This window comes from Mesorhizobium sp. WSM4845, from assembly GCF_055811455.1.
The window spans coordinates 60,556-82,816 of sequence record NZ_JBVVQA010000021.1 but is presented as its reverse complement, the minus strand read 5'-3'; the positions used below and the strand labels follow the sequence as shown (position 1 = coordinate 82,816).

Annotated in this window: 21 protein-coding genes; 13 read left to right on the top strand and 8 right to left on the bottom strand. The window is 62.7% G+C overall.

The features are described from left to right. Positions 1-12 precede the first annotated feature (12 nt). The 3 genes from AC0L2C_RS22560 to AC0L2C_RS22550 all read right to left on the bottom strand — a co-directional run bounded on the left by AC0L2C_RS22560 (position 13) and on the right by AC0L2C_RS22550 (position 4,209). The gene (locus tag AC0L2C_RS22560) at positions 13-795 is read right to left on the bottom strand and encodes an ATP-binding cassette domain-containing protein (RefSeq protein WP_091598255.1); all 783 of its coding nucleotides are present in this window, start codon (positions 793-795) and stop codon (positions 13-15) included. Beyond that, on the bottom strand, positions 788-3,043 hold the full coding sequence (locus tag AC0L2C_RS22555; protein ID WP_473524489.1) for an ABC transporter permease: 2,256 nt from the start codon (positions 3,041-3,043) through the stop codon (positions 788-790). The genes AC0L2C_RS22560 and AC0L2C_RS22555 overlap by 8 nt, the downstream gene beginning before the upstream one ends. 83 nt (positions 3,044-3,126) lie before the next feature. Beyond that, entirely contained in the window at positions 3,127-4,209 is a 1,083-nt protein-coding gene (locus tag AC0L2C_RS22550; RefSeq protein WP_473524488.1) for a substrate-binding domain-containing protein, read from the bottom strand. 245 nt (positions 4,210-4,454) lie between these two features. Here AC0L2C_RS22550 and AC0L2C_RS22545 point away from each other — a divergent pair, with 245 nt between their 5' ends. Together AC0L2C_RS22545 and AC0L2C_RS22540 are read left to right on the top strand one after the other, a co-directional pair. Further along, the gene (locus AC0L2C_RS22545; RefSeq protein WP_128176814.1) at positions 4,455-5,858 is read left to right on the top strand and encodes a selenium-binding protein SBP56-related protein; all 1,404 of its coding nucleotides are present in this window, start codon (positions 4,455-4,457) and stop codon (positions 5,856-5,858) included. 3 nt (positions 5,859-5,861) lie between these two features. Next, positions 5,862-6,524: a hypothetical protein gene (locus AC0L2C_RS22540; protein WP_473524487.1), complete on the top strand. Its 663-nt coding sequence runs from the start codon at positions 5,862-5,864 to the stop codon at positions 6,522-6,524. Here AC0L2C_RS22540 and AC0L2C_RS22535 read toward each other — a convergent pair. Beyond that, complete coding sequence (locus AC0L2C_RS22535; RefSeq protein ID WP_023802989.1) at positions 6,521-6,949, bottom strand: L,D-transpeptidase; 429 nt, start codon at positions 6,947-6,949, stop codon at positions 6,521-6,523. The two genes, AC0L2C_RS22540 and AC0L2C_RS22535, sit on opposite strands and share 4 nt — an antisense overlap. Before the next feature lie 229 nt (positions 6,950-7,178). Between AC0L2C_RS22535 and AC0L2C_RS22530 the strand changes: the two genes are divergently transcribed. The 5 genes from AC0L2C_RS22530 to AC0L2C_RS22510 all read left to right on the top strand — a co-directional run bounded on the left by AC0L2C_RS22530 (position 7,179) and on the right by AC0L2C_RS22510 (position 13,819). Continuing rightward, positions 7,179-8,459 (top strand): acetylornithine deacetylase/succinyl-diaminopimelate desuccinylase family protein, encoded by a 1,281-nt coding sequence (locus tag AC0L2C_RS22530; protein ID WP_473524486.1) that lies wholly within the window; start codon positions 7,179-7,181, stop codon positions 8,457-8,459. 130 nt (positions 8,460-8,589) lie between these two features. Next, positions 8,590-10,068 carry an ABC transporter substrate-binding protein gene (locus AC0L2C_RS22525; protein ID WP_023802991.1) on the top strand — a complete coding sequence of 493 codons (1,479 nt, stop codon included), beginning with the start codon at positions 8,590-8,592 and terminating at the stop codon, positions 10,066-10,068. Between the two features lie 255 nt (positions 10,069-10,323). Then, positions 10,324-11,271, top strand: a complete 948-nt coding sequence (locus tag AC0L2C_RS22520; RefSeq protein ID WP_473524485.1) for an ABC transporter permease — start codon at positions 10,324-10,326, stop codon at positions 11,269-11,271. Beyond that, entirely contained in the window at positions 11,268-12,137 is an 870-nt protein-coding gene (locus AC0L2C_RS22515) for an ABC transporter permease (protein WP_128166841.1), read from the top strand. The genes AC0L2C_RS22520 and AC0L2C_RS22515 overlap by 4 nt, the downstream gene beginning before the upstream one ends. Then, positions 12,134-13,819 (top strand): ABC transporter ATP-binding protein, encoded by a 1,686-nt coding sequence (locus tag AC0L2C_RS22510; RefSeq protein WP_473478024.1) that lies wholly within the window; start codon positions 12,134-12,136, stop codon positions 13,817-13,819. Before AC0L2C_RS22515 ends, AC0L2C_RS22510 begins: the two co-directional genes overlap by 4 nt. A gap of 22 nt (positions 13,820-13,841) precedes the next feature. On the opposite strand, the gene AC0L2C_RS22505 is transcribed toward AC0L2C_RS22510, so the two are convergent. Continuing rightward, the gene (locus AC0L2C_RS22505) at positions 13,842-14,273 is read right to left on the bottom strand and encodes a TerB family tellurite resistance protein (protein WP_023802995.1); all 432 of its coding nucleotides are present in this window, start codon (positions 14,271-14,273) and stop codon (positions 13,842-13,844) included. A gap of 414 nt (positions 14,274-14,687) precedes the next feature. Here AC0L2C_RS22505 and AC0L2C_RS22500 point away from each other — a divergent pair, with 414 nt between their 5' ends. The 3 genes from AC0L2C_RS22500 to AC0L2C_RS22490 all read left to right on the top strand — a co-directional run bounded on the left by AC0L2C_RS22500 (position 14,688) and on the right by AC0L2C_RS22490 (position 16,299). Then, positions 14,688-14,858, top strand: coding sequence for a hypothetical protein (locus AC0L2C_RS22500; RefSeq protein ID WP_023798964.1), 171 nt, complete (start codon positions 14,688-14,690; stop codon positions 14,856-14,858). 99 nt (positions 14,859-14,957) lie between these two features. Continuing rightward, positions 14,958-15,791 carry a helix-turn-helix domain-containing protein gene (locus tag AC0L2C_RS22495; RefSeq protein ID WP_473524484.1) on the top strand — a complete coding sequence of 278 codons (834 nt, stop codon included), beginning with the start codon at positions 14,958-14,960 and terminating at the stop codon, positions 15,789-15,791. Positions 15,792-15,876: 85 nt separating this feature from the next. Continuing rightward, a complete protein-coding gene (locus AC0L2C_RS22490) occupies positions 15,877-16,299 on the top strand; it encodes a VOC family protein (RefSeq protein WP_023798962.1) in 423 nt (140 codons plus the stop codon). Here the strand turns inward: AC0L2C_RS22490 and AC0L2C_RS22485 are convergent. Beyond that, positions 16,296-17,768, bottom strand: a complete 1,473-nt coding sequence (locus AC0L2C_RS22485) for a cobyric acid synthase (RefSeq protein WP_473524483.1) — start codon at positions 17,766-17,768, stop codon at positions 16,296-16,298. The two genes, AC0L2C_RS22490 and AC0L2C_RS22485, sit on opposite strands and share 4 nt — an antisense overlap. Further along, entirely contained in the window at positions 17,768-18,382 is a 615-nt protein-coding gene (locus AC0L2C_RS22480) for a dimethylsulfonioproprionate lyase family protein (protein ID WP_128246888.1), read from the bottom strand. The genes AC0L2C_RS22485 and AC0L2C_RS22480 overlap by 1 nt, the downstream gene beginning before the upstream one ends. 151 nt (positions 18,383-18,533) lie before the next feature. On the opposite strand from AC0L2C_RS22480, the gene AC0L2C_RS22475 reads away from it, so the two are divergent. From AC0L2C_RS22475 to mmsB, 3 genes are all read left to right on the top strand, one after another. Then, positions 18,534-19,700, top strand: coding sequence for an isobutyryl-CoA dehydrogenase (locus AC0L2C_RS22475; protein ID WP_091599601.1), 1,167 nt, complete (start codon positions 18,534-18,536; stop codon positions 19,698-19,700). Between the two features lie 38 nt (positions 19,701-19,738). Further along, a complete protein-coding gene (locus AC0L2C_RS22470) occupies positions 19,739-20,107 on the top strand; it encodes a four helix bundle protein (protein ID WP_473524482.1) in 369 nt (122 codons plus the stop codon). A 94-nt stretch (positions 20,108-20,201) separates the two neighbouring features. After that, the gene (gene mmsB, locus AC0L2C_RS22465; RefSeq protein WP_128173830.1) at positions 20,202-21,086 is read left to right on the top strand and encodes a 3-hydroxyisobutyrate dehydrogenase; all 885 of its coding nucleotides are present in this window, start codon (positions 20,202-20,204) and stop codon (positions 21,084-21,086) included. 412 nt (positions 21,087-21,498) lie between these two features. Here the strand turns inward: mmsB and AC0L2C_RS22460 are convergent, their stop codons facing one another. Beyond that, entirely contained in the window at positions 21,499-22,170 is a 672-nt protein-coding gene (locus tag AC0L2C_RS22460; RefSeq protein ID WP_473524481.1) for an SMP-30/gluconolactonase/LRE family protein, read from the bottom strand. Positions 22,171-22,261 lie beyond the last annotated feature (91 nt).

The following is a 22,261-nucleotide window of genomic DNA, read 5'->3' as shown; positions in this document are numbered from 1 at the left end:
GATCCTGATCGGTCAAAGCATTGCCTCATCGGCCGTAAGTGCATGCTCTCGCGTGCCGGAGACGATGATCTCCAGGACCTCATGCTCGTCGGTGTTTTTGATGTAGCGATCGCCGACGTTCTCGCCGCGCTTAAGCACCATCACGCGGTCGCCCACAGCGAAGATGTCAACGAGGCGGTGGGAGATGATGATCTGGGCAACGCCCTGCTTTTTCAGTTCCAGCATGGTTTCGAGCAGCCGCTCGGTCGCCATCACCGAGAGATTGGCGGTCGGCTCGTCGAGGATCACCACGCGCGGCTGAAAGGAGATAGCGCGGGCAATCGCCACCGATTGCTGGCGGCCGCCCGAAAGGCTCTCGACCTTTTGATAGACGGAGTTCACGTCGACCTTGAGCCGCTTCAGCACACTGTCGGCTTCCGCGTACATTTTCCGCCGATTGACGAAAAGGCCCCTGCGCGGCCAACGGCCAAGAAAGATATTCTGACCGACATCCATATTCCCGCAAAGAGCGAAATCCTGGTAGATCATCTCGATCCCGGCGTCGCGGCTTTCGTGCGGGCTCTTGAAGTGCACCGGCTGCCCGGCGACGAAGATCTCGCCGCCCGCGTCGCGCTGGTAGGCGCCGGTCAGGATCTTCATCAGCGTCGACTTGCCGGCCGAGTTGTCGCCGACGAGGCCCAGGATCTCGCCGGGATAGAGCACGAGGTCGACATTGCGGAGCGCCTGCACCGCACCGAAGGCTTTTTCGATGCCCCGCATTTCTACGATCGGTGCAGGCCTGGTCGCGTCACGCATGGGTGGTTTCCGCCGTTCTTGTGCGCCGCGCGAGGCGCGCCCGCAGGCGGCCGAAGATGTTGGCCTGACGCACCCAGATGTCGATCAGCACCGCCACGATCAGGATGCCACCGATGAAGACGTTGATCCAGTGCTGCGGCATGGTGAAACCCTGTACGTTGAGCTGCAGCAGCGCCCGGATCAGGGTGATCACCGCCGCCCCGGCGAGCGCCCCGATCACGGTGCCGTAGCCGCCGAAGATCGAACCGCCGCCGATGATCACCGAAGCGATGGCGTCGAGCTCGCGGAACTGGCCGGCCACCGGGTTGAAGCTGCGGAAGTAGGCGACGTTGATGATCCCGGCCATTGTCGCGCAGAGCGCCGCCAGCATGAGCGCGAAGAACCGCACCCGGTTGGTGTTGATCCCGGCATAAGCGGCGGCGCGAATGTTGCCGCCGGTCGCATAGACCTTCTGCCCGAACGGCATGTAGGCGAGCACGACGCCGGCAATGAGGGCGACCAACAGCATCCAGATGGTCTGGACGCTCACCACCTCGGCGATCGAGCGCAGCAGCCCGTCCGGCAGCGAGATGCGGTAGTGCAGCAGGATGTCGTTCACCTTGCGGCCAAGCAGGTTGTAGCCCTCGGGCCAGCCGGTGAGCTGCTGCCCGGCGACGAACCAGGCGGCGAGGCCGCGGGCGATGTAGAACATGCCGAGCGTGGCGATGAAGGCCGGCAGCTTGAAGCCGACGGTGACGATCGCGTTGACGAGGCCGGCGCACATGCCCGCCAGCAGGCCCATCGCCACGGCGGTCACGGGGTCGGCGCCGAGGACCTTGAGGAAATAGGCGGCTGTGCTGCCGGCGAGGGCAAGCACCGCCCCGACGGAGAGGTCGATATCGCCGGCGGCGATGACGTAGGTGAGCCCGATGGTGATCAGCGCAAGCTCGGTGTAGTTGAGCAAGATAGCGAAGCTGTTGGACAGGTTCCACCAGTAGTCCGGCCGGAGCGCGAGGCCGGTCAGCCACAGGAGCGCGGTCAGGATGATGGCGAGCGCGTCGCGCCGGGCGAGGAGCTTGCCTAACCCGGTGGCCGACAACGCCATGTCGGCCGCCATCGCGCCCTTAGTCTGCACCCCCTCGATCGCGATGCCGCCGATCTCGTAGGCCGGTGGCGGCGGCCGGCCGCGGAGCCAGGCCCAGAGGCGCCCTGCGACCTGGCGGCGGATGAGATAGGGCTCGATGAGCACAGCGACGACGAGTAGCAGCCCGAGGAACACCGGCACCGCGCCGACCGGTAGCGAGAAAACTGCGTTGACCGCGATCTCCTCGTCGCCGATCTTGATGATGCGCGTGATCGGCCAGCCCTCGCGCAATACCTTGTCGAGCAGCACCACCAGAAGGGCGCCAAGGCAGGATCCGGCGACCCGGCCGCGGCCGCCGAGGATCGAGGCGCCGCCGATGATCACGGCGGCAATGACGGTCAGTTCACCGCTGACGCCGTAGAGCGGCGTCACGCCCTTGTCCTGCGCAGCTGACATCAAGCCGGCCAGCGCCGCGCAGAGCGAGGAGATCAGGAAGGCTCGGATGCGCACCCAGTTGGTCGGGATGCCGGCATAGGACGCCGCCTGCTCGTTGCCGCCGGTGGCGAAGGTCTCGTAGCCCCAGCGCGTCTTGGCAAGCACATAGGCGCCGATCACGGCGACAACGAGGAAGATCACGATCTGGTTGTTGAAGCCGAGGAGGTTGGTCTCGCCGAGGTGAAAAAAACCCGGATAGCCGGTCGCCTTGGCAGGGTAGTAGATCGCCTGGCCGTGAGTGAGCGCCAGCACGAAGCCGCGGCCGATGAAGAGGACGGTCAGCGTGGCGATGAACGCCGGCACCTTCAGGATGGTGACGAGCACGCCGTTGATCAGCCCGATCAGCGTGCCGAGCAGCAGGCAGAGGATCGCCGACGTGACGACGCCGAGGTCAAGGAAGTTCGGCGCGAACAGCCTGGCAAAGACGACGGCGACTAGGCCGTAAGTTGAACCGACCGAAAGATCGAGGTCCTTGTTGACGATGACGAAGGTCACTCCGACCGCGATGATGGCAACCCGCGAGGTGTCGCGGAGCAGCGAGTGAAACGCTCCTGTTGACCCGAAGAACGCGGGATTGACGAGAGCGCCGCCGAGATAGAGCAGCAAAAGCAAGGCAACGAGCCCCACCTCCCAGCCGCCGACAATCTGGGACGGCGCACGGCCGAGCGATGTGGTCGCGGTAAGCGCCATGGTCTCTTCTGGTCGATTTCCTGCTGCCGCATTGCGGGAGAGCCTGCACTCTCCCGCAATGATTTCAGACGTTCCGAGTGGACTCAGTTCTCGAAGCGCTTGCCGACCTCCTCGACGGTCTCCTTCGTCACCAGTTGGGCGCGTGTGTCGAGGTTGGCCGCCGCGATGCCGCGGTCGATCTCCAGATAGAGCTGCATGACCGGCCAGAAGCCCTGCAAGAAGGGCTGCTGCCCCAGCGCGCCGGTCAGATCGCCGCTCTTCATCGCGTCCTGCTGGGCCGGGCCGAGGTCGAAACCGTAGGCGCAGATCTTGCCGGTCATTCCTGTCTGAGCGACGGCCTTGGCAAGCGCCGGCGTGAACACGTTGTTGCCGGCGAACGCGCCTACGACATCGCCGCGCGATTCGAACAGCGTCACGATGCCGTTCACCGGGTCATTCGGATTGGTGTCTATACCGGTGTTCTCCGGACCCGCGTCGACCTTGAAGGCATCAAGCTTGCCGGCATCCTTCAAGCCCTTGACGATGGCGTTGAAAGCCGAAGTGACGCGGTTGTTCACCTCGATGTTGCCCATTGCGGTCGACGACGGCAGGACGATCGAACCCTTCTCTATACCCTTGTCCGCGAGGCACTTGACGAGCGCCTCGCCGGCGATTGCGGCAGCGGAGGCGTCCTGGCCGGTGTGGCCGATGCCGCTGCGGTTGAGGAGCGTGCCGTCAAAGGAATTGGTCGTAGCGACCGGTATCCCCTTCGCCTCGGCAGCCTTGACGATGTCGTTATAGGCGCCGACCTGGGGCGTTGTCATGATCAACCCGTCGATCGTCGGATCCTGCACGATCTGGTTCAGGATTTCGATCTCGCGGGCAGGGTCGTCAGTCGGCGATTCCGAGCCGAGCAGCAGGACCTTGGCGCCGATCAGGTTGCCGGCGACGGTCGCGCCGACGTAGACCGGATCGAAGAAGCCATTGCCGGCAGTGTGTGTCACGATAGCGAATGTGAGGTGACCATCGGCCGAATGGAAGTCCTTGGTACCGGGGGCCTCCTTTGCGGCTTCTTCGAAGCTGTAGCCGCCGACCGCCTTGTCGACGCCGCCCGATTGTGCGTAAGCGTTCGATACGCCGAGCGATAACGCCGCGGCACATGCCGCGAGCGAGAAAATACGTTTCATGATTATCCTCCCTTGCAACCAACGGTCGGAAGCCGTTCGGGCGCATTTATTCAGGATTCCGAATGCTCCCTCCCACCCCGTATATTCTGCCCAAAGTCTGCCCACGTAAATAGTGCTAGCGCGACGCGGTGTCAGACAGACGAGGAGACTTGGTGTATTGTGATCCCTACCTGGGCCGCATTTCAAAAGGGAGCGACACGGAGAGCACCAAAAAAGTTTCACAAACGCGTAGGGAGGATACCGCGATGAATCTGCGACCAGACCCCACATTCTATCCGTCACCTAGGCTGGCTATGGAAGGGCCGCCGGAAACTCTGGCCTACACGTTGATGCTTAGCCCGGACTTCTCGCAACCCGACGGTTTGGCTGTGGTGAATGTCGATCCAAATTCGCCGGATTTCGGCAAGATCGTCCACACTGTGATCATGCCAAACAAGGGCGATGAGTTTCATCACTTCGGCTGGAATGCGTGTTCTTCGGCGCTATCACCACTGACTGGCCACGCCTTTTTGGAGCGTCGTTATCTGATCATTCCGGGCATTCGTTCGTCGCGCATCTACATAATTGATGTGAAGGGCGGGCCGACAGCCGCCAAGATTCACAAGATCATCGAACCCGCAGAAGTCTTTGCCAAGACGGGCTATTCCCGCCCGCATACGATCCACTGCGGACCCGAGGGCATTTATGTCTCGACCCTCGGCGGCGGCGGCAAGGACGGTACCGACGGTCCTCCGGGCATTTTCATCATGGATTGCCAGACCTTCGATGTCATTGGCCGCTATGAGATAGATCGTGGCGCCCAGGACAAGCACTACGATTTCTGGTGGAACCTGCCGCGCGACTACATGGTCAGTTCCGAATGGGCCCTGCCGCCGCAGTTCGAAAACGGCATCGTCCCTGAGGATCTACTGTCCAACAAGTACGGCCACCGCATGCATTTCTGGGATCTGCGTGCGCGTAAGAACATTCAGACGATCGATCTGGGGGCCAATCACCAAATGGCGCTTGAAATCCGCCCGGCGCATGATCCAGTCCAGCAATACGGCTTCTGCGGCGTTGTAGTCGATACCACCAATCTCGAAGGCTCGATCTGGACTTGGTGGCGCGACGCGGATGGCAAGTTCCAGGCCAAGAAGACGGCGGTCATCCCGCCTCAACCGGCCAATGCCGACGATCTGCCGGATCTTTTGAAGGGTTTCTCGGCGGTGCCCCCGCTGGTCACCGACATCGACCTCAGCCTCGACGACAAATATCTCTATGTGGCTTGTTGGGGTACGGGTGAAATGCATCAATACGATGTCAGCGACCCGATGAAGCCGGTTCTGGCGGGCAAGGTCGAACTGGGTGGGATCGTCAAGAAGACCAAGCACCCCTGTGGCAAGGTCTTCGGCTATGGGCCACAGATGGTCGAGATTAGCCGCGACGGCAAGCGTGTCTATTGGACCAATTCGCTCTACTCGACCTGGGACGATCAGTTCTATCCCGGTGAGCGCGGCGGGGCGATGGTAAAGGCCGATGTTGGCGCCAATGGTGGCCTGACGCTCGACACCAACTTCTTCGTCGAGTTCCCCAAAGGCTATCGAACGCACCAGATCCGGCTTGAAGGCGGCGACTGCTCTACCGACAGTTTCTGCTACCCATCGGCCTAGGTGTTGCCCGAACTCCTTTCGACCACAGCCGGCCTCTGGTTTGCTGTGGTCGCCAGCGGGATTTACCATGGCGTAAACCCGGGTATGGGCTGGCCGCTTGCTGTTTCGGCCGCCCTGATGGAACGGCGAGCCTATGCGCTGCCGGGCGCACTTCTGGCGCTTGCGTTCGGGCATCTTGTCGCCATGACGGTGGTCCTCTTGCCCTTCGCGCTAATGACCATGCTGGTTGATTGGCAAACCGAGATCCGCGTTGGCGCAGGTCTAATTGTCGTCGCGCTCGGAGCTTGGCTGCTCTTCAACCGGCGGCATCCTAGATTTCTGGCGCGCGTGCCGCCGTCGCGACTGGCGCTCTGGTCCTTTCTCGTCGCCGTCGCGCATGGCGCCGGCCTGATGCTGGTGCCGATCTACCTCGGCCTGTGCGGCGTCGTTGAAACGGATGCCGGGCACCGTGCCGCGACCGCCCTCATTGCACGAACTGCAGCGCTCTCGATCGGCGTGGCAGCGGTCCACACCGGCGCGATGATCACTGCGGGCGGCGCTTTGGCCTTCGGCGTCTATCGGTGGCTGGGATTAAGGTTTCTTTCGAAAAGCTGGTTTGATCTAGATGTGATCTGGGCGCTAAGCCTAGTTCTGGTCGGGGCGATCGGCGTGTTTTCCGCGCTCTAGTTGGTCACCACGATCCGCGTGTTGCGGAAGCCGGCTTGCCGCACCATCGAATAGAAGGCGGCGGCATTGGACGGGTGCAGTCGCACGCAGCCATGCGACGCTGGGCGCCCGAGAGATTTTACTGCGCCTGTGCCATGGATGGCATAGCCGCCGCGGTAGAACACCGAATGAGGCATCGGCGACATGTCGTATTTGCGCGAATACCACATCCGTGCCGTTCGTTGCGGCCGGTAGCTGCCGCGCGGCGTGATATAGCCTTTGCGCGCCGTGGATACGCGCCATCGGTAGACCGCCCGGCCGTATCTTACAGTCATCGTCTGCGATGACACATCGATCCTTGCAACCAGCTTGGCTGCCCAGCCCTCGACCGAAGAACCGAACAGCATCGTTGCCAGTGCCGCTGCCATGAGAACGGTCTTTTTCATGCGATCAAACCCCTTTGATTGCCCTTGCCTGCCTGCCTTCACGCTATTCTTCATCCTTTAATCGCAAGTGAATGAGGTAACCACACACCTCTGACGAATTCACCAATCCAAAGCAGCGAATTTGAACGATTTCCCGCGATAGTTGCCGTGGCGACATGTAACCACATAACTAGGGCGCGACCCGCCAACAGGCTTGCCAAAACGCACCGTTGGCTGCTCAATTCGTCGAATGAAAGAACTCCTGCTGAAAGCGGTCGATGATCGGGTCGACGACTTGGTCGCGCTGACCGCTGACCTGATCCGCTTTCCGACTATCAACCCGCCCGGCGAGGCCTATCGGCCATGCGCCGAATACGTCGGATCGCGGCTGAAAAAGCGCGGTTTCGAAGTCGAATTCATCCGCGCCGAAGGCACGCCCGGCGACACCGACCGCTACCCGCGCGTCAACGTCGTCGCCCGCTTCGATGGCCGCTCGCCCGGCGCCTGCGTGCATTTCAACTCGCATATCGACGTGGTCGAAGCCGGCGACGGCTGGAGCCTCGATCCCTTCGCCGGCATCGTCAGGGATGGCAAGGTCTATGGCCGCGGCGCCTGCGACATGAAGGGCGGCCTGGCCTCCTCGATCATCGCCGCCGAAGCCTTCATGGAGGTGTTCCCCGACTTTCCCGGCGCCATCGAGATTTCGGGCACGGTCGACGAGGAGTCCGGCGGCTTCGGCGGCGTCGCCCATCTGGCCAGGCTCGGCTATTTCTCCACGCCGAAGGTCAACCACGTCATCATCCCCGAGCCGTTGAACAAGGATCGCATCTGCCTTGGCCATCGCGGCGTCTGGTGGGCGGAGATCGAGACCAAGGGCGAGATCGCGCACGGCTCGATGCCGTTCCTCGGCGACAATGCGGTGCGCCATATGGGCGCCGTGCTAAGGGCTTTCGAGGACGAGCTGTTCCCGGCGCTCGACCGCAAGGTCACGCGCATGCCGGTCGTGCCCGACGGGGCAAAGCGCTCGACCATGAACATCAACTCGATCCATGGCGGCCAGACCGAGGATTTCCGGCCCAGCCTGCCCTCGCCCAATGTCCCCGATTCCTGCCGGCTGACCATCGACCGCCGCTTCCTGCTCGAAGAGGACCTTGGCACGGTCAAGAGCGAGGTGACCGATATCCTCGACCGGCTGAAGCGCGAGCGCAAGAAATTCGACTACGAGATCCGCGATCTCATGGAGGTGCTGCCGCTGATGACCGAGCGCGATGCGCCGGTGGTCAAGGCGGTGGCGCAGGGCATCATGGAGATATTCGACCGCGAGCCCGACTACGTGATCTCGCCCGGCACCTACGACCAGAAGCACATTGCCCGCATCGGCCACATCTACGACTGCATCGCCTATGGCCCGGGCATTCTCGACCTCGCCCACAGGCCCGACGAATGGGTGGGGATATCAGACATGGTCGAATCGGCCAAGGTGATGGCGATCGGGCTCAACGTGCTGCTGAGGGGCGCGGGCGCTCGGTAGCCGGTGATGGGCGGAAAAACATTCCTGCCGGCGCCGCCGGAAAGCACGAAACGCAATTTACTCCTTGGTGAAATCACGCTTCTATCCACCGGGTTTCGAGCATGTTTTTGAACATATCGGGAGTTGCACGATGAAATTGTGGAAAACCATTCTCACCGCTGCGGCCCTGGTGCTGGCCAACGGCGCTTCGGCGCTTGCCACGCGGACCGATCTGGTCATCGGCATCACGCTCGAACCTCCGCATCTCGATCCGACCGCAGGTGCTGCGGCGGCGATCGACGAGGTGCTTTACGCCAATGTGTTCGAGGGGCTGACCCGCATCGGCCCGGACGGCGAGGTGCTGCCGGCTCTCGCCGAAAGCTGGACCGTTTCCGACGACGGCAAGGTCTACACCTTCAAGCTGCATAGCGGTGTGAAATTCCATGACGGCACCGACTTCAATGCCGACGACGTCAAATTCTCGCTCGATCGCGCCCGTGCCGACAACTCCGTCAACGCACAAAAGGGCCTGTTCGCCGCCATCGATACGGTCGAAATGGTCGATCCGGCGACGGTCAGGATCACGCTGAAGAACCCGCAAAGTTCGTTCCTCTACAATATGGGCTGGGGCGACGCGGTCATCGTCGCGCCGGAGACAGCCGACACCAACAAGGAAACGCCTGTCGGCACCGGCCCGTTCAAGTTCCAGACCTGGGCCAAGGGCTCGTCAATCACGCTGATCAAGTCCGACGCCTACTGGGGTGCCCCGGTGTCCCTCGACAAGGCCGAGTTCCGCATCGTCACGGATGCCGCAGCCGCCGTTCCGGCGCTGCTTTCCGGCGATGTTCAGGCCTTCCCGTTCTTCGATCCCGACAGCGTCGCCCAGATCCAGGGCGACCCGCGCTTCAAGGTGGTGATCGGCGCGACCGAGGGTGAGACCATCCTTTCGATGAACAACAAGAAGCCGCCTTTCGACCGGCTGCAGGTCAGGCAGGCGATTTCGTTTGCGCTCGACCGCAAGGCGATCATCGACGGCGCCTCGGCCGGCCTTGGCGTGCCGATCGGCTCGCACATGTCGCCCGCCAACAAGGTCTATGTCGACCTCACCGGTCTCTATCCGCACAATGTCGAGAAGGCCAGGGAACTGCTGAAGGAAGCCGGCCTGGAGAACGGCTTCAAGGCGACGCTGAAACTGCCGCCACCCCCCTATGCGCGACTTGGCGGCGAGATCATCGCGTCGCAGCTTCGCGACGTCGGAATCGATCTGCAGATCGTGCCGGTGGAATGGGCGCAGTGGCTGGACCAGGTCTTCACCAAGAAGGACTACGACCTGACCATCGTTTCCCACACCGAGCCCAACGACATCGATATCTATTCGCGCAAGGATTATTACTTCAACTACGACAACCCGACCTTCGACAAGATCATCGCCGATCTGAACCTCACCTCCGATGAGGCCAAGCGCATGACGCTGCTCGGCGAGGCGCAGAAGATACTGGCCGACGATGCCGTGGTCGGCTTCCTCTACGAACTGCCGAAAGTCGGCGTCTGGGACGCCAAGCTCGAGGGTTTTTGGGCAAATGCGCCGATCCAGGCCAATGATTTGACCAAGGTGAAGTGGACGGAGTGAGGGGCTGCTGACGGGAAGGCGAAACTTGCAGCCGGTGGCACCCCCCTGTGTCCTGCCGGACATCTCCCCCTCAAGGGGGGAGATTGAGCCGTCATCTCCGCTTTCGCTAGCCACTCAAGTTGCAAGACTAGCGCCGGCATGGACACTGCCAATCTCCCCCCTTGAGGGGGAGATGTCCGGCAGGACAGAGGGGGGTTGGCGGGAACGCGACCTTCATCCAATTGCCGCGCTCAGCGGACCTGCGGTCCTCCCCCGATGACCGCCTATCTCCTCAAGCGTCTTGCCGTCGCCCTCATCACCCTGGTCCTGGCCTCGATGGTGGTCTTCGCCGTGCTGGAAATCATTCCCGGCGACCCGGCGCGGCTGATGCTGGGCATGAACGCCAGCGCCGACCAGGTCGAGTTGCTGCGCAACCAGATGGGCCTCAACGCGCCGCTTGCCGCGCGCTATCTGCACTGGGCCGGCGGCTTGCTGAGCCTCGATTTCGGTCGTTCCTACACCTATTCGGTGCCGGTCATCGACCTGGTCCGCGAGCGCATCGTGGTCTCGCTGCCGCTGGCCCTGATCGCGCTGGCGCTGTCCACCATCATCGCCATTCCGGTCGGGCTGTTTTCCGCCGGCCGGCACGGACGGGCCGGCGACACGATCGCGATGGGCGCCGCCCAGCTTGGTGTTGCCGTGCCGAACTTCTGGTTTGCGCTGATGCTGATCTACCTGTTTGCCGTCTGGCTGCGGCTGGTGCCGGCCGGCGGCTTTCCGGGATGGAGCGCCGGCGTCTGGCCGGCGCTGAAATCGCTGGTCCTGCCGGCGATCGCGCTCGCTCTGCCGCAGGCGGCGATCCTCGCCCGCGTCACCCGCTCGGCGCTGATCGAAGTGCTGAACGAGGACTATATCCGCACTGCCCGCGCCAAGGGTCTGCCCTATCGCGCGGTGCTGTGGCGGCACGCGCTGCGCAACGCAATGATCCCGGTGCTGACCATTCTCGGCCTGCAGTTCGCCTTCCTGCTCGCCGGCACCATCATCATCGAGAACGTCTTTTATCTCCCCGGCCTCGGCCGGCTGGTGTTCCAGGCGATCACCCAGCGCGACCTGATCGTCGTCGAAAGCGTCGTCATGCTGCTGGTCGCCGCCGTCATCGCCGTCAACCTGCTTGTCGATCTCTCCTATGCGGTCGTCGATCCGCGTCTGAGACGCCGCCAATGACGCTGCGCTTCGACATCCCGGAGGAAAATTTTGCCGACATCCTCGTCAAGGCTTTCACCAACCGCTCGTTCCTCACCGGCTTCGTCATCACTGCACTTGTGGCGGCGGTCGCCATCGTCTCGTTCTTCTGGACGCCTTTTGACGTCACCAGGCTGATCATCGCCGACAAGACCCAGGCACCCTCGCCGGCGCACTGGTTCGGCACCGATCATTTCGGCCGTGACATTTTTTCCATGATCATGGTCGGGGCCCGCAATTCGATCGCCGTGGCGCTGGTGGCGGTCGGTATCGGCATGGGCGTTGGCGTGCCGCTCGGCGCCCTTGCCGCGGCGCGCGGCGGCGTCGTCGACGAGGCGGTGATGCGGCTGAACGATCTCGTCTTCGCCTTCCCTGCCCTGCTGTCGGCGATCATGATCACCGCCATCTTCGGCCCGGGCGCGCTCAACGCCATCATCGCCATCGGCATTTTCAACATCCCGGTCTTCGCCCGCGTCGCCCGGGCCGGCGCGCTGGCGATCTGGCCGCGCGAATTCATCCTCGCCGCGCGTGCCGCCGGAAAAGGCAAAGCACTGATCACCATCGAACACGTGCTGCCCAACATCGTTACTTTGCTCCTGGTACAAGGCACCATTCAGTTCGCGCTCGGCATCCTGGCTGAAGCCGGGCTTTCCTATGTCGGGCTCGGCACACAGCCGCCGATGCCGAGCTGGGGGCGGATGCTGTTCGACGCCCAGACGCGCATGGGGATGGCGCCGTGGATGGCGATCTTTCCAGGCATGGCGATCGTCGTCACCGTGCTTGGACTGAACCTGCTCGGCGACGGTATTGCCGACATCCTCGACCCAAAATCGCGGCGGCAGCGATGAGCCTGCTCGAAATCGAGAAATTGTCGCTGACGATCGGCGACACGCCGATCCTGAGGGATGTCGAGCTCGCCGTCGCGCCCGGCGAGGTGATGGGGCTGGTCGGCGAATCCGGCTCGGGCAAGTCGATCGCGGCATTGACGGTGATGCGGCTTCTGCCCTGGGCGGCGCGCGCCAGCGGGCGCGTCGTCTTCGACGGCATCGACATCCTCGCGGCCAGCGAAGACCAGATGTGCGCGCTGCGCGGCGATGATATCGGCATGGTTTTCCAGGAGCCGATGACGGCGCTGAACCCGGTCAAGACGATTGGCGAGCAGGTTGCCGAAGGCATACGCTGGCACACCAGGGCAAGCCGCGCCGACGCCGAGGACCGCGCCCGAAAAATGCTCGACCGGGTCGGCCTGCCCTCAGCGCAATTTCCGCTGTCGCGCTATCCGCACGAGCTTTCCGGCGGCCAGCGCCAGCGTGTCGTCATCGCCATTGCCTGCGCGCTGAAACCAAAACTGCTGATCGCCGACGAGCCGACGACGGCGCTCGACGTCGTGCTGCAGGCGCAGATCCTCGACCTGTTGCGCGACCTGGTCGCAGAAAACCGCATGGGCCTGCTGTTGATCTCGCATGACCTAGCGGTGGTGACCGAAATGGCGGAGCGCATCACCATCCTGCGCCACGGCGAAGTGATGGAGGCCGGCGACACGGCGCGCACCCTGTCCGAGCAGCTTCATCCCTACACAAGACAACTGGCGCAGGCCTCGATGCATGTGCCGGCGCGTGCCAGGACGCACGAGGTCGGCCAAGACAACCCCCAGCTCCAGGCTGCCAAACCTCTTCTTCAAGGAGCCAAGCCTCTTCTTCAGGGAGCCAGACCTCTTCTTCAGGTAGAGAGCGTGACGCGGGACTATCCGGGACGGCGCAAATCGCTGCTGCAGCGCGCGGTTCCGACCCGCGCCGTCGACGATGTCTCGTTCTCGATCGATCCTGGGCAGTCTGTGGCGCTGGTCGGGCGTTCCGGTTGCGGCAAGTCCACGCTTGCCCGCATGGTCCTGGCGCTGGACGGGCCGACATCGGGAACGATCCGGTTTCGCGGCGAAGTCATCACCGGCAAGAGCGAGGCTGAGCTCAAGCCGGCGCGCCGCGACATGCAGGTGGTGTTCCAGGACCCTTACGGCTCCTTCGATCCGCGCCAGAAGGTGGAAAAACTGGTCGCCGAGCCACTGCATGTCCTGGAGAAAAGGCCGACCAATGCAGAGCGGCGCGAGATGGTGGCAAAGGCCTTGCACGAGGTCGGCCTTGGTCCACGCGACATGGACAAATACCCGCACGAATTTTCAGGCGGCCAGCGCCAGCGCCTGTCGATCGCCCGCGCCATCATCACCCGCCCCAAGCTGGTCGTCGCCGACGAGCCGGTCTCGGCGCTCGACGTCTCGATCCGCGCCCAGATTCTCGACCTGTTCGCCGAGCTCAACCAGAAGCTCGGCGTTGCCTATCTGTTCATCACCCACGATCTGACCGTTGCCCGCGCCATTACCGACCAGGTGATGATCATGCATGCCGGCAAGATCGTCGAGCGCGGCAGGACGAGCGACGTTCTCGACCATCCGCAGTCCGAAGCCGCCAAGGCGCTGGTCGCTGCGGCCCCGGACCTGCACCGCGCGATTGCCCGGCGGTTACAGGAACAGGGGTGAACAGCCGACCGTCGGGAGAGGCTTACTCTTCGGCCTTCACCACATCGGCCGGGCTGATGTCGAGCAAGTCGAGGGTGCGGCGCAAGAGCTGCATCTCTGTCCCGGCAAGTTGCGAATCGGCCTTGGCGATCTCGGCCATATGGCGGGCAAGCAGGCTGCGCCTCTCGACGTCGAGGTCACGGAACTGCGCGATGGCTTGCGAGCCGTTGGTCTCGTAGCCGAACTCGTTGAGATATTCGATGACGCTGTCGATGCTGGCTTCCGGAATGCCGAAGGCTTCCCGGCAGATGCGCCTGAAGGCGGCCATTTCGCTCTCGTTGACCGTGCCGTCGGCCAAAATCATGCGAAACAGCATCAGCAGTTCCGCCGACAGCACCGGATCGTCCGCGACCTTGCGCACGCCGGGGTCGCCGTCGAAGATCGAGCGTATCTGCTCCAGCAATGCGAATGCCATCAGCGACCCCTTTCCGATTCGTTGCAAATAGGTAGCGCGGAATCGGCCTTGCGCAAATGGTCGGCTGTGGTTCGACAGGGCAATCGCTTTCAGGTTTTGAATTCGGCTCCTCGCCCTTTTCCGGCCATTGGCGCTGCCCCTCACCTGCCTGCCGGCATCCTCTCCCCGTATAGTGACGGGGAGAGGGGCGCTCCCATCGAAGGTTTCGCCAATCACCAGCGTTGCAGAATGTTCACCGAGGTCGCCACCGCCCTCTTCTCCCCGTCCCTAAACGGGGAGAAGTGCCCGGCAGGGCGATGAGGGGCGGCGCCAAGATCGACAATTGGTGGTCTCCGCCGCTGCGCACGCTGATTGGTGTGTGAACGGGGCGCCTGATAGGATGCGGTTGTACGAATCATGTCGGAGGAGCCACACATGAATCTCAGTGCGCCTACGCAGCTTATTTTCATCATATCCCTTGTTATCGCCATCATCGGTCTTCTCGCCGCTCTCGGCGTTTTTGCGTTCATTCCCCTGGCCGCGGTGTGGATCGTCCTCATCGCTTATGTCGTGCTTGCCGGCGGCTGCCTGGTTCGCGGCGCTTAAGCCTCAGATCTCTCAGGCAACTCGGAGCGCCCGGCCACAAGCCGGGCACTTTTGATTCTGAGGGTTGGTCTGCTACCATCCGCGGGCGGAGGAAAGCTCATGTCTGCCCAGAGCGAAGACGGCAGCAACCAGCACAGTCCTGGCCTCGACCGGTTCGAGATGGTTCGGCGTGCGCCTGGCCCTAGGCTCCAGGGTTCAGTCACTGACATCTGCGGCTACCGCGAAACCATGCCCGGCCGTTTCCGCAACGTCGAATACGCATCGCTGACCGTGCCGCTGGTCATCAGCTTTGCCGAACCCTTCGCCATCGGGCTCGGCAAGGAGCCGGGCGACAACGACCGCTTCGCCAGTTTCGCCGCCGGCCTCTATGCCGGTCCGGTGGTGATCGAATCCCGCGGTGGCGCCTGCTGCATCCAGGTCAATTTCACCCCGCTCGGCGCCCGACGCTTCTTCGGCCTTGCGATGAGCGAACTGACCGACCGCATGGTCGGCCTCGACGATGTGCTCGGGATCGAAGGCATCGCGCTGCGCGAAAGACTTGGCAATGCGCACGGCTGGAACTCACGTTTTGCCATCGTCGAGACGTTCGTCGCCGCGCGGCTGACTGACGCCCGCGAAATGCAGGCCGAAATCGCGTGGGCCTATGACCGGATCATCGTCTCGGGTGGCCGCATTCGCGTCGCATCGCTCGCCGACAGGCTGGGCTGGAGCCGCAAGCATCTCGCGGGAAAATTCTCCAACGCGATCGGCGTCGGCCCCAAGACGCTGTCGCGCATCGTCCGCTTCAACCGGGCGCTCGGCCTGTCAAGGCAGGGCAAATCCGACTGGGCTGATATCGCCGCCGATTGCGGCTATGCCGACCAGGCGCATCTGGTGCGCGAATTCCGCGACCTTGCCGGCGAAACGCCGACGGCGCTGGCCGCCCAGGCATAGAGGCGCAGGTAACATTTCTTCAAGACGTGGGAAAAGCCTTCGCCCAGACTGGATTATCGTTCCAATCCAATTGAAGGAGATCGTCATGACCATGTCAGTCGAACCGCCCAGGCTCTATCCCACCTTGCGCTACCGCAATGCCGCGAAAATGATCGACTGGCTCGGTGAAGCCTTCGGCTTTGCCGTTCATGCCCGCTACGGCGAAGGCGACATCGTCCAACACGCCGAACTGACTTTCGGCTCCTCGATGATCATGCTGGGCACCGCACGCGACGACAAGTTTGGCCAGATGATCGGCGCACCGGGCCCGGGTGGCGGCAGATCGATCTATGTTGCCGTCGACGATGCCGATGCCGCTTATGCCAGAGCCAAAAAGGCCGGCGCCGAAATACTGGAAGAGCTCACCGACCGCGACTATGGCAGCCGCGAATTCATCTGCAGCGATCCGGAAGGCAATGTCTGGTCGTTCGGCACCTATTGGCCAAAGGCCGGTGAGCCCGCCAGCTAACGCGCCAGACCAAAGATAGCGTCGCAGTCGAGGTGGGTTTCCAGTTCGGCTGCGACCTCGTCCAATGCCCGTTCGACCTCGGCGCGATAATCGATGCCGCCGCCTTTGACGCCGAGATTTTCCAGGAATTTCGCCCGAAAAGCGTCGGCGGAAAACAGCCCGTGCAGATAGCTGCCCGACACCTTGCCGTCGGCGGAGACGGCGCCGTCATCGGCGCCGTTGATGACGGTGGATGGGCGCAGCGTGTCCGGACCGGTGGTGCGGCCGAGATGGATCTCGTAGCCCTCGAGCGGCAGGTCGAACTGGACCGAGCGCGCGCTGACATTGCGCACCGTCTTTTCCGGCTCCATCAGCGTTTCGACGTCGAGCAGGCCGAGCCCGTCGGTCTCGGTAACGCTGCCCTCGATGCCGTCGGGATCGCGCACGACACGGCCAAGCATCTGGAAGCCGCCGCAGATGCCGACGACGTGGCCGCCGCGCTTGCGATGGGCAAGCAGATCGCGGTCCCAGCCATTTTCACGGAACCTTAGCAGGTCGCCGATCGTCGACTTGGAGCCGGGAATGATCACCAGCCCAGCGTCGTCCGGCAAATGCTGGCCGGGCGGCACGAAGACGACCTCGACCTGCGGCTCGGCCTTGAGCGGGTCGAGGTCGTCGAAATTGGCGATGCGCGAAAGCATCGGCACGGCCACCTTCAGCGCGCGCTTCTCTCCGGACGCCAGGCGTTCGAGCACCACGGAATCTTCCGAGGGCAGCCGCGCCGCCGCCTTCAGCCATGGCACGACGCCAAAACAGCGCCAGCCGGTGAAGCTCTCGATCGCCTTGATGCCGTTATCGAACAGCGAGACATCGCCGCGGAACTTGTTGATGAGATAGCCGACGATCATGCGCCGGTCCTCTTCCGGCAGGATCAGATGGGTGCCGGCGACCGAGGCGATGACGCCGCCGCGATCGATGTCGCCGACGAGGATCACCGGCACGTCGGCGCGCGTCGCAAAGCCCATATTGGCGATGTCGCGGCTCCTGAGATTGATCTCGGCCGGCGAGCCGGCGCCTTCGACGATGACGAGGTCGGCACCCTCGGCGACCTCGGCCCAGGAGTCCAGCACGGCATCCATCAGCCGGCCCTTCAGCGCCTGGTAGTCTCGCGCCCGCGCCTCGCCGAACACCTTGCCCTGCACCACCACTTGGGCGCCGATATCGGTCTGCGGCTTGAGCAGCACCGGGTTCATATGGACGGTGGGCACAACGCCGCAGGCGATCGCCTGCAGCCATTGGGCGCGGCCGATCTCGCCGCCGAGTTTGTCGCCCGGAATATCGGCGACGGCGGCGTTGTTCGACATGTTCTGCGGCTTGAACGGCCGCACCTTCAGCCCACGCTTCTTCCCCACGCGGCAGAGGCCCGCGACCAGCACCGTCTTGCCGACATCGGAGCCTGTGCCCTGCAGCATGATCGCCTTGGCCGCCATCAATTCCTGCCCTGTGAAACGCTGCCGGTGATCGTGGATTTCGCGGCCAGTGGTCCGCCGCGCCAGAGGTAGAGCGCCAGCAGCGGCTCCTTGCCGGTGCGCATGGCGTGGCTGACATCAGAGGCATGGTGGATCACCTCACCCGCCTCGCGCCTGCCAAAGTCGCCTTCGCCCATGCGCCATTCGGTGCCGCCGGTCAGCGGAATGTAGATCTCCTCGGCGACATGATGGTGGTCGGGATAGACGATTTCAGGTCCGAGGATCAGCAGACCGGCCGCGACCTCGTCGTTGACGAAATGGCCGCGCGTGCCGAAGACCTCCAGCCAGCCGTAATTGTCGATGAACGTCTTGCCGAAATCCGCCTCGCTGTAGGTCTGCCCCCAGCGCAATTGGCCGCGACGCTCCGCAAGCAGCCGCGCCAGCGGCTGGGCGTTGGCCGGAGCGAGCTCGACGATACGATCGAGCTGGCGCAGGCAGGCAAGCGGACGCGGATCGAGCGGTCGTGCCGGCATGGCCCAGCCGATCCGGGCCACCTCATTGCGCACCAGCGCATCATCGAATGTTGCGAGAGTGGCGTGGAAACGCTCGAGCAGTTCATCGAAATTTGTCGTCACGCCTTGCCCCAGACACGCATTATCACACAGCCGCCCCCAGATCGTTGGATGGAGCTAGTCGGCTTGCGCGGCGGCATCATTGGTCTAGATTGAACCGCGCGCAAAGCCAAAAACGACAGGCCAGGAGGCCGACGACATTACGGAGCACGCCATGGACGCCGCTGTTGATGCGGGCACCAGCCAGTTCGAACTCAACGAGGACCAGCGCGCCATCCAGCAAATGGCCGAGGCCTTCGCTGCCGATCGCGTTGCGCCGAACGCGCTCGACTGGGACCGCAACAAGCATTTTCCGGCGGACGTGATCCGCGAGACTGGCCCGCTCGGGCTTGGCGGCATCTATGTCAGTGACGATGTCGGCGGCTCAGCGCTCGGCCGGCTCGACGCGGTGCTGATCTTCGAGGCGCTTTCGCGCGCCGATCCGGCCTTCTCCTCCTTCATCTCGATCCACAATATGGTGGCTTCGATGATCGACCGCTTCGGCAGCGACGAGCAGCGCCAGCACTTCCTGCCGAAGCTGACCTCGATGGAATGGCTGGCGAGCTATTGCCTGACCGAGCCGGGTTCGGGATCGGATGCTGCGGCGCTGAAGACGCGTGCGGTGAGGAGCGGCGGCGACTATGTGCTGAACGGCGTCAAGCAGTTCATTTCGGGCGCCGGCGACAGCGACCTTTACATCGTCATGGCGCGCACCGGCGCCGACGGTCCGAAGGGCATTTCGACCTTCGTCGTGCCGAAAGATGCGCCCGGCCTGTCTTTCGGCGCCAACGAGCACAAGATGGGCTGGCACATGCAGTCGACCCGCCAGGTCGTCTTCGAGGACTGCAAGGTGCCGGTTGAAAACCTGCTCTCGGACGAAGGCGCGGGCTTCGGCATCGCCATGGCCGGGCTCGACGGCGGCCGGCTCAACATCGCCGCCTGTTCGCTGGGCGGGGCGCAATCGGCGCTCGACAAGGCGCTGTCCTACACCGCCGAACGCAAGGCCTTCGGAGCCAAGATCAACCAGTTCCAGGCGCTGCAATTCAAGCTGGCCGACATGGAGACCGAGTTGCAGGCAGCACGGATATTCCTTTACGCCGCTGCCTCGAAGCTCGACCGCAAGGCCCCGGACGCCTCGAAATGGTCGGCGATGGCGAAGCGCTTCGTCACCGACGTCGGCTTCAACGTTGCCAACGACGCGCTGCAACTGCATGGCGGCTATGGCTATCTGCACGATTACGGCATCGAGAAGCTGGTGCGGGATTTGCGCGTTCACCAGATTCTCGAAGGCACCAACGAGATCATGCGCGTCATCATCGCACGCGCGCTGATTGGTCGGTAAAGGCAGTAGGCAATAGGCAATAGGCAATAGGCAGCAAGATGACCGGCAAGATCAATTCGTACAAGGATCTTATCGTATGGCAGCAGGCGATGGATCTGGCCGTCACCACCTACGCCTTGACCAAGGCATGGCCAAAAGAGGAATTGTATGGGTTGACCAGCCAAATCCGCCGCTCAGCAACGTCAGTCCCTGCAAACATCGCGGAAGGTTATGGCCGAGACAACAGGGGCTCTTATCAGCAATTTCTCCGGATAGCCCAAGGGTCGCTGAAGGAATTCGAGACGCACCTCCAGATCGCTGAACGCATTGGCCTAGCTACGCAAGATCAAGCTTGTCAGATACTGTTAGCGACCGAGGGCATCGGAAAAATGCTGCGCCAACTTATCAGCAGACTCGCGCCCGAATAGGCCGCCTACTGCCTACTGCCTACTGCCCACTGCCCACAACCTACTGCCTACTGCCTACTGCCTACTGCCTACTGCCTAACCACGGAGTGCCATCATGACCACCATCGCCTTCATCGGCCTCGGCAATATGGGCAATCCGATGGCAGCCAATCTCGTCAAGGCTGGATATGCCGTTCACGGCTTCGACCTGATCCCGGAAAATCTCGCCAACGCCAAGGAGCATGGGGTCGTCGTCATGGCCAATGCCGTTGCCGCCGTGAAGGAGGCCGATGTGGTCATCACCATGCTGCCGGCCGGCAAACACGTTCTGTCGGTCTATGAAGACATCGTGCCAAAGGCGAAAAAAGGCGCGCTGTTCATCGATTCCTCGACCATCGACGTCGAATCGGCGCGAAAAGCCCACGCAATTGCCGCCAGACACAAGCTGCTGTCGATCGACGCGCCGGTTTCCGGCGGCACCGGCGGCGCCACCGCCGGCACGCTGACCTTCATGGCCGGCGGCTCGAAGGAAGCTTTTGCCAAGGCCGAACCAATCCTCAAGCCGATGGCCGGCCGTATCGTCCATTGTGGTGATGACGGCGCCGGACAGGCGGCAAAGATCTGCAACAACATGATCTTGGGCATTTCGATGATCGGCGTCGCCGAAGCCTTCGTTCTGGCGGAAAAGCTCGGCCTGTCGCACCAGGCGCTGTTCGACGTCGCCTCGAACTCGTCGGGCCAGTGCTGGTCGCTGACCACCTACTGCCCGGTCCCTGGTCCGGTGCCGACATCGCCGGCCAACAATGGCTACAGGCCGGGGTTTGCCGCTGCACTGATGCTGAAAGACCTGAAACTGTCGCAGGAAGCCGCGCAAAGCGCCGGTGCGGTGACGCCGCTCGGCGCCGAGGCCGCCCAGCTTTATGCGCTGTTCAACGCCCAGGGGCATGCCGCTGCCGACTTCTCCGGCATCATAAATTTCCTGCGCGGCACCCCGGCGTAACGCATGTCGCCCAAAAGCCTGCCCTTCAGGCGCGACGCGCTTTCAGCCTCGAACTCGAGGGGCTTTCGGTTTCCGGCAAGAAACATCGGAAATTTAGATTTGCTTAAACTATCGATAACCACCCGGTAACGATGTCCCTGTAGAACGGAGTGCGAGGCGGCCTATCGCAACCGCCCGGCGCTCCGGATCAGGTCTCGCGTCCCGGAGCCCGTAAGTTTCGCAAGTGTCCAGTTAGCGAAGCGCCATGCGTATTTGGCAAAGCCGCGTTCCCGATGGAGCGCGGTTTTTGCATTTCGGAACAGGACCGCGCACAAGAGCGGGCACCGATGTGAAAAGGGCCGCAGATGCGGCCCTCGGTGGTGCAAGTCACGACCCCGTGCGGCCAAGGGAAGAGGGCTATGCGAGCCTCTTCTCAAGTTGCTCCATCCAATCGAGTTGCGACCAGCTTGCCGTCCATCATCATGGGGATGATTGCCAGCTTCTTTTCTTCCAGGAATTCCAGATCGGCGCTGCCTTGATTGAGGTCCATCAGCTGCTCGACTTTTCCATCCGGATGAATGCGAAAGAGCGCCCCTGCGACCCAATCCGTAACCAGCCAATTCCCTGCCCCGTCTGATTCTAGACCATCCAGATTTCCAACAGGCTCGCCGGACCCGATGTCAGAGATGGCCTTCGTCTTCAGGTCGATCGCGATCAGATGGCCGGGTGTCTTGGACGAAAAATCCGGCTGGATGTCGCGACCCCAACCTGCGACGAGGAGGCGACCGTCTTCGACGCGCAGACCATTCGGATGCAGGAGATCCTCGCTCTCGAGCCAGACGGAGAGAGCATCATTGTCCAGAACATAAATCCTGTTCGCCAGCATGTCGGAAGCAAAGACCCGACCCGCCTCGTCGATAGCGGGATCATTGAGGAATTGAGCGCCTTCTGCAGGCCACGTTCCAGTGATCTGACCGCTCTCGACGTCCAGGACGCTCTCTGGGGCCTTGAAGCCGTCAAGCGACCAGACCTCCTCCGCCGTCGCCGGCAACCCTGTCACTCCTAGTAGCAGAATAGAAAATAGAACTGTCTGCAGCCTAATCATGATAGCCTCCCTATGTTATTTTGACGCGTTTATGTAAAGCGCAACTACAAATTGCGTTGTCGATCTTACAAAACTTACAGTTGACGCTTCG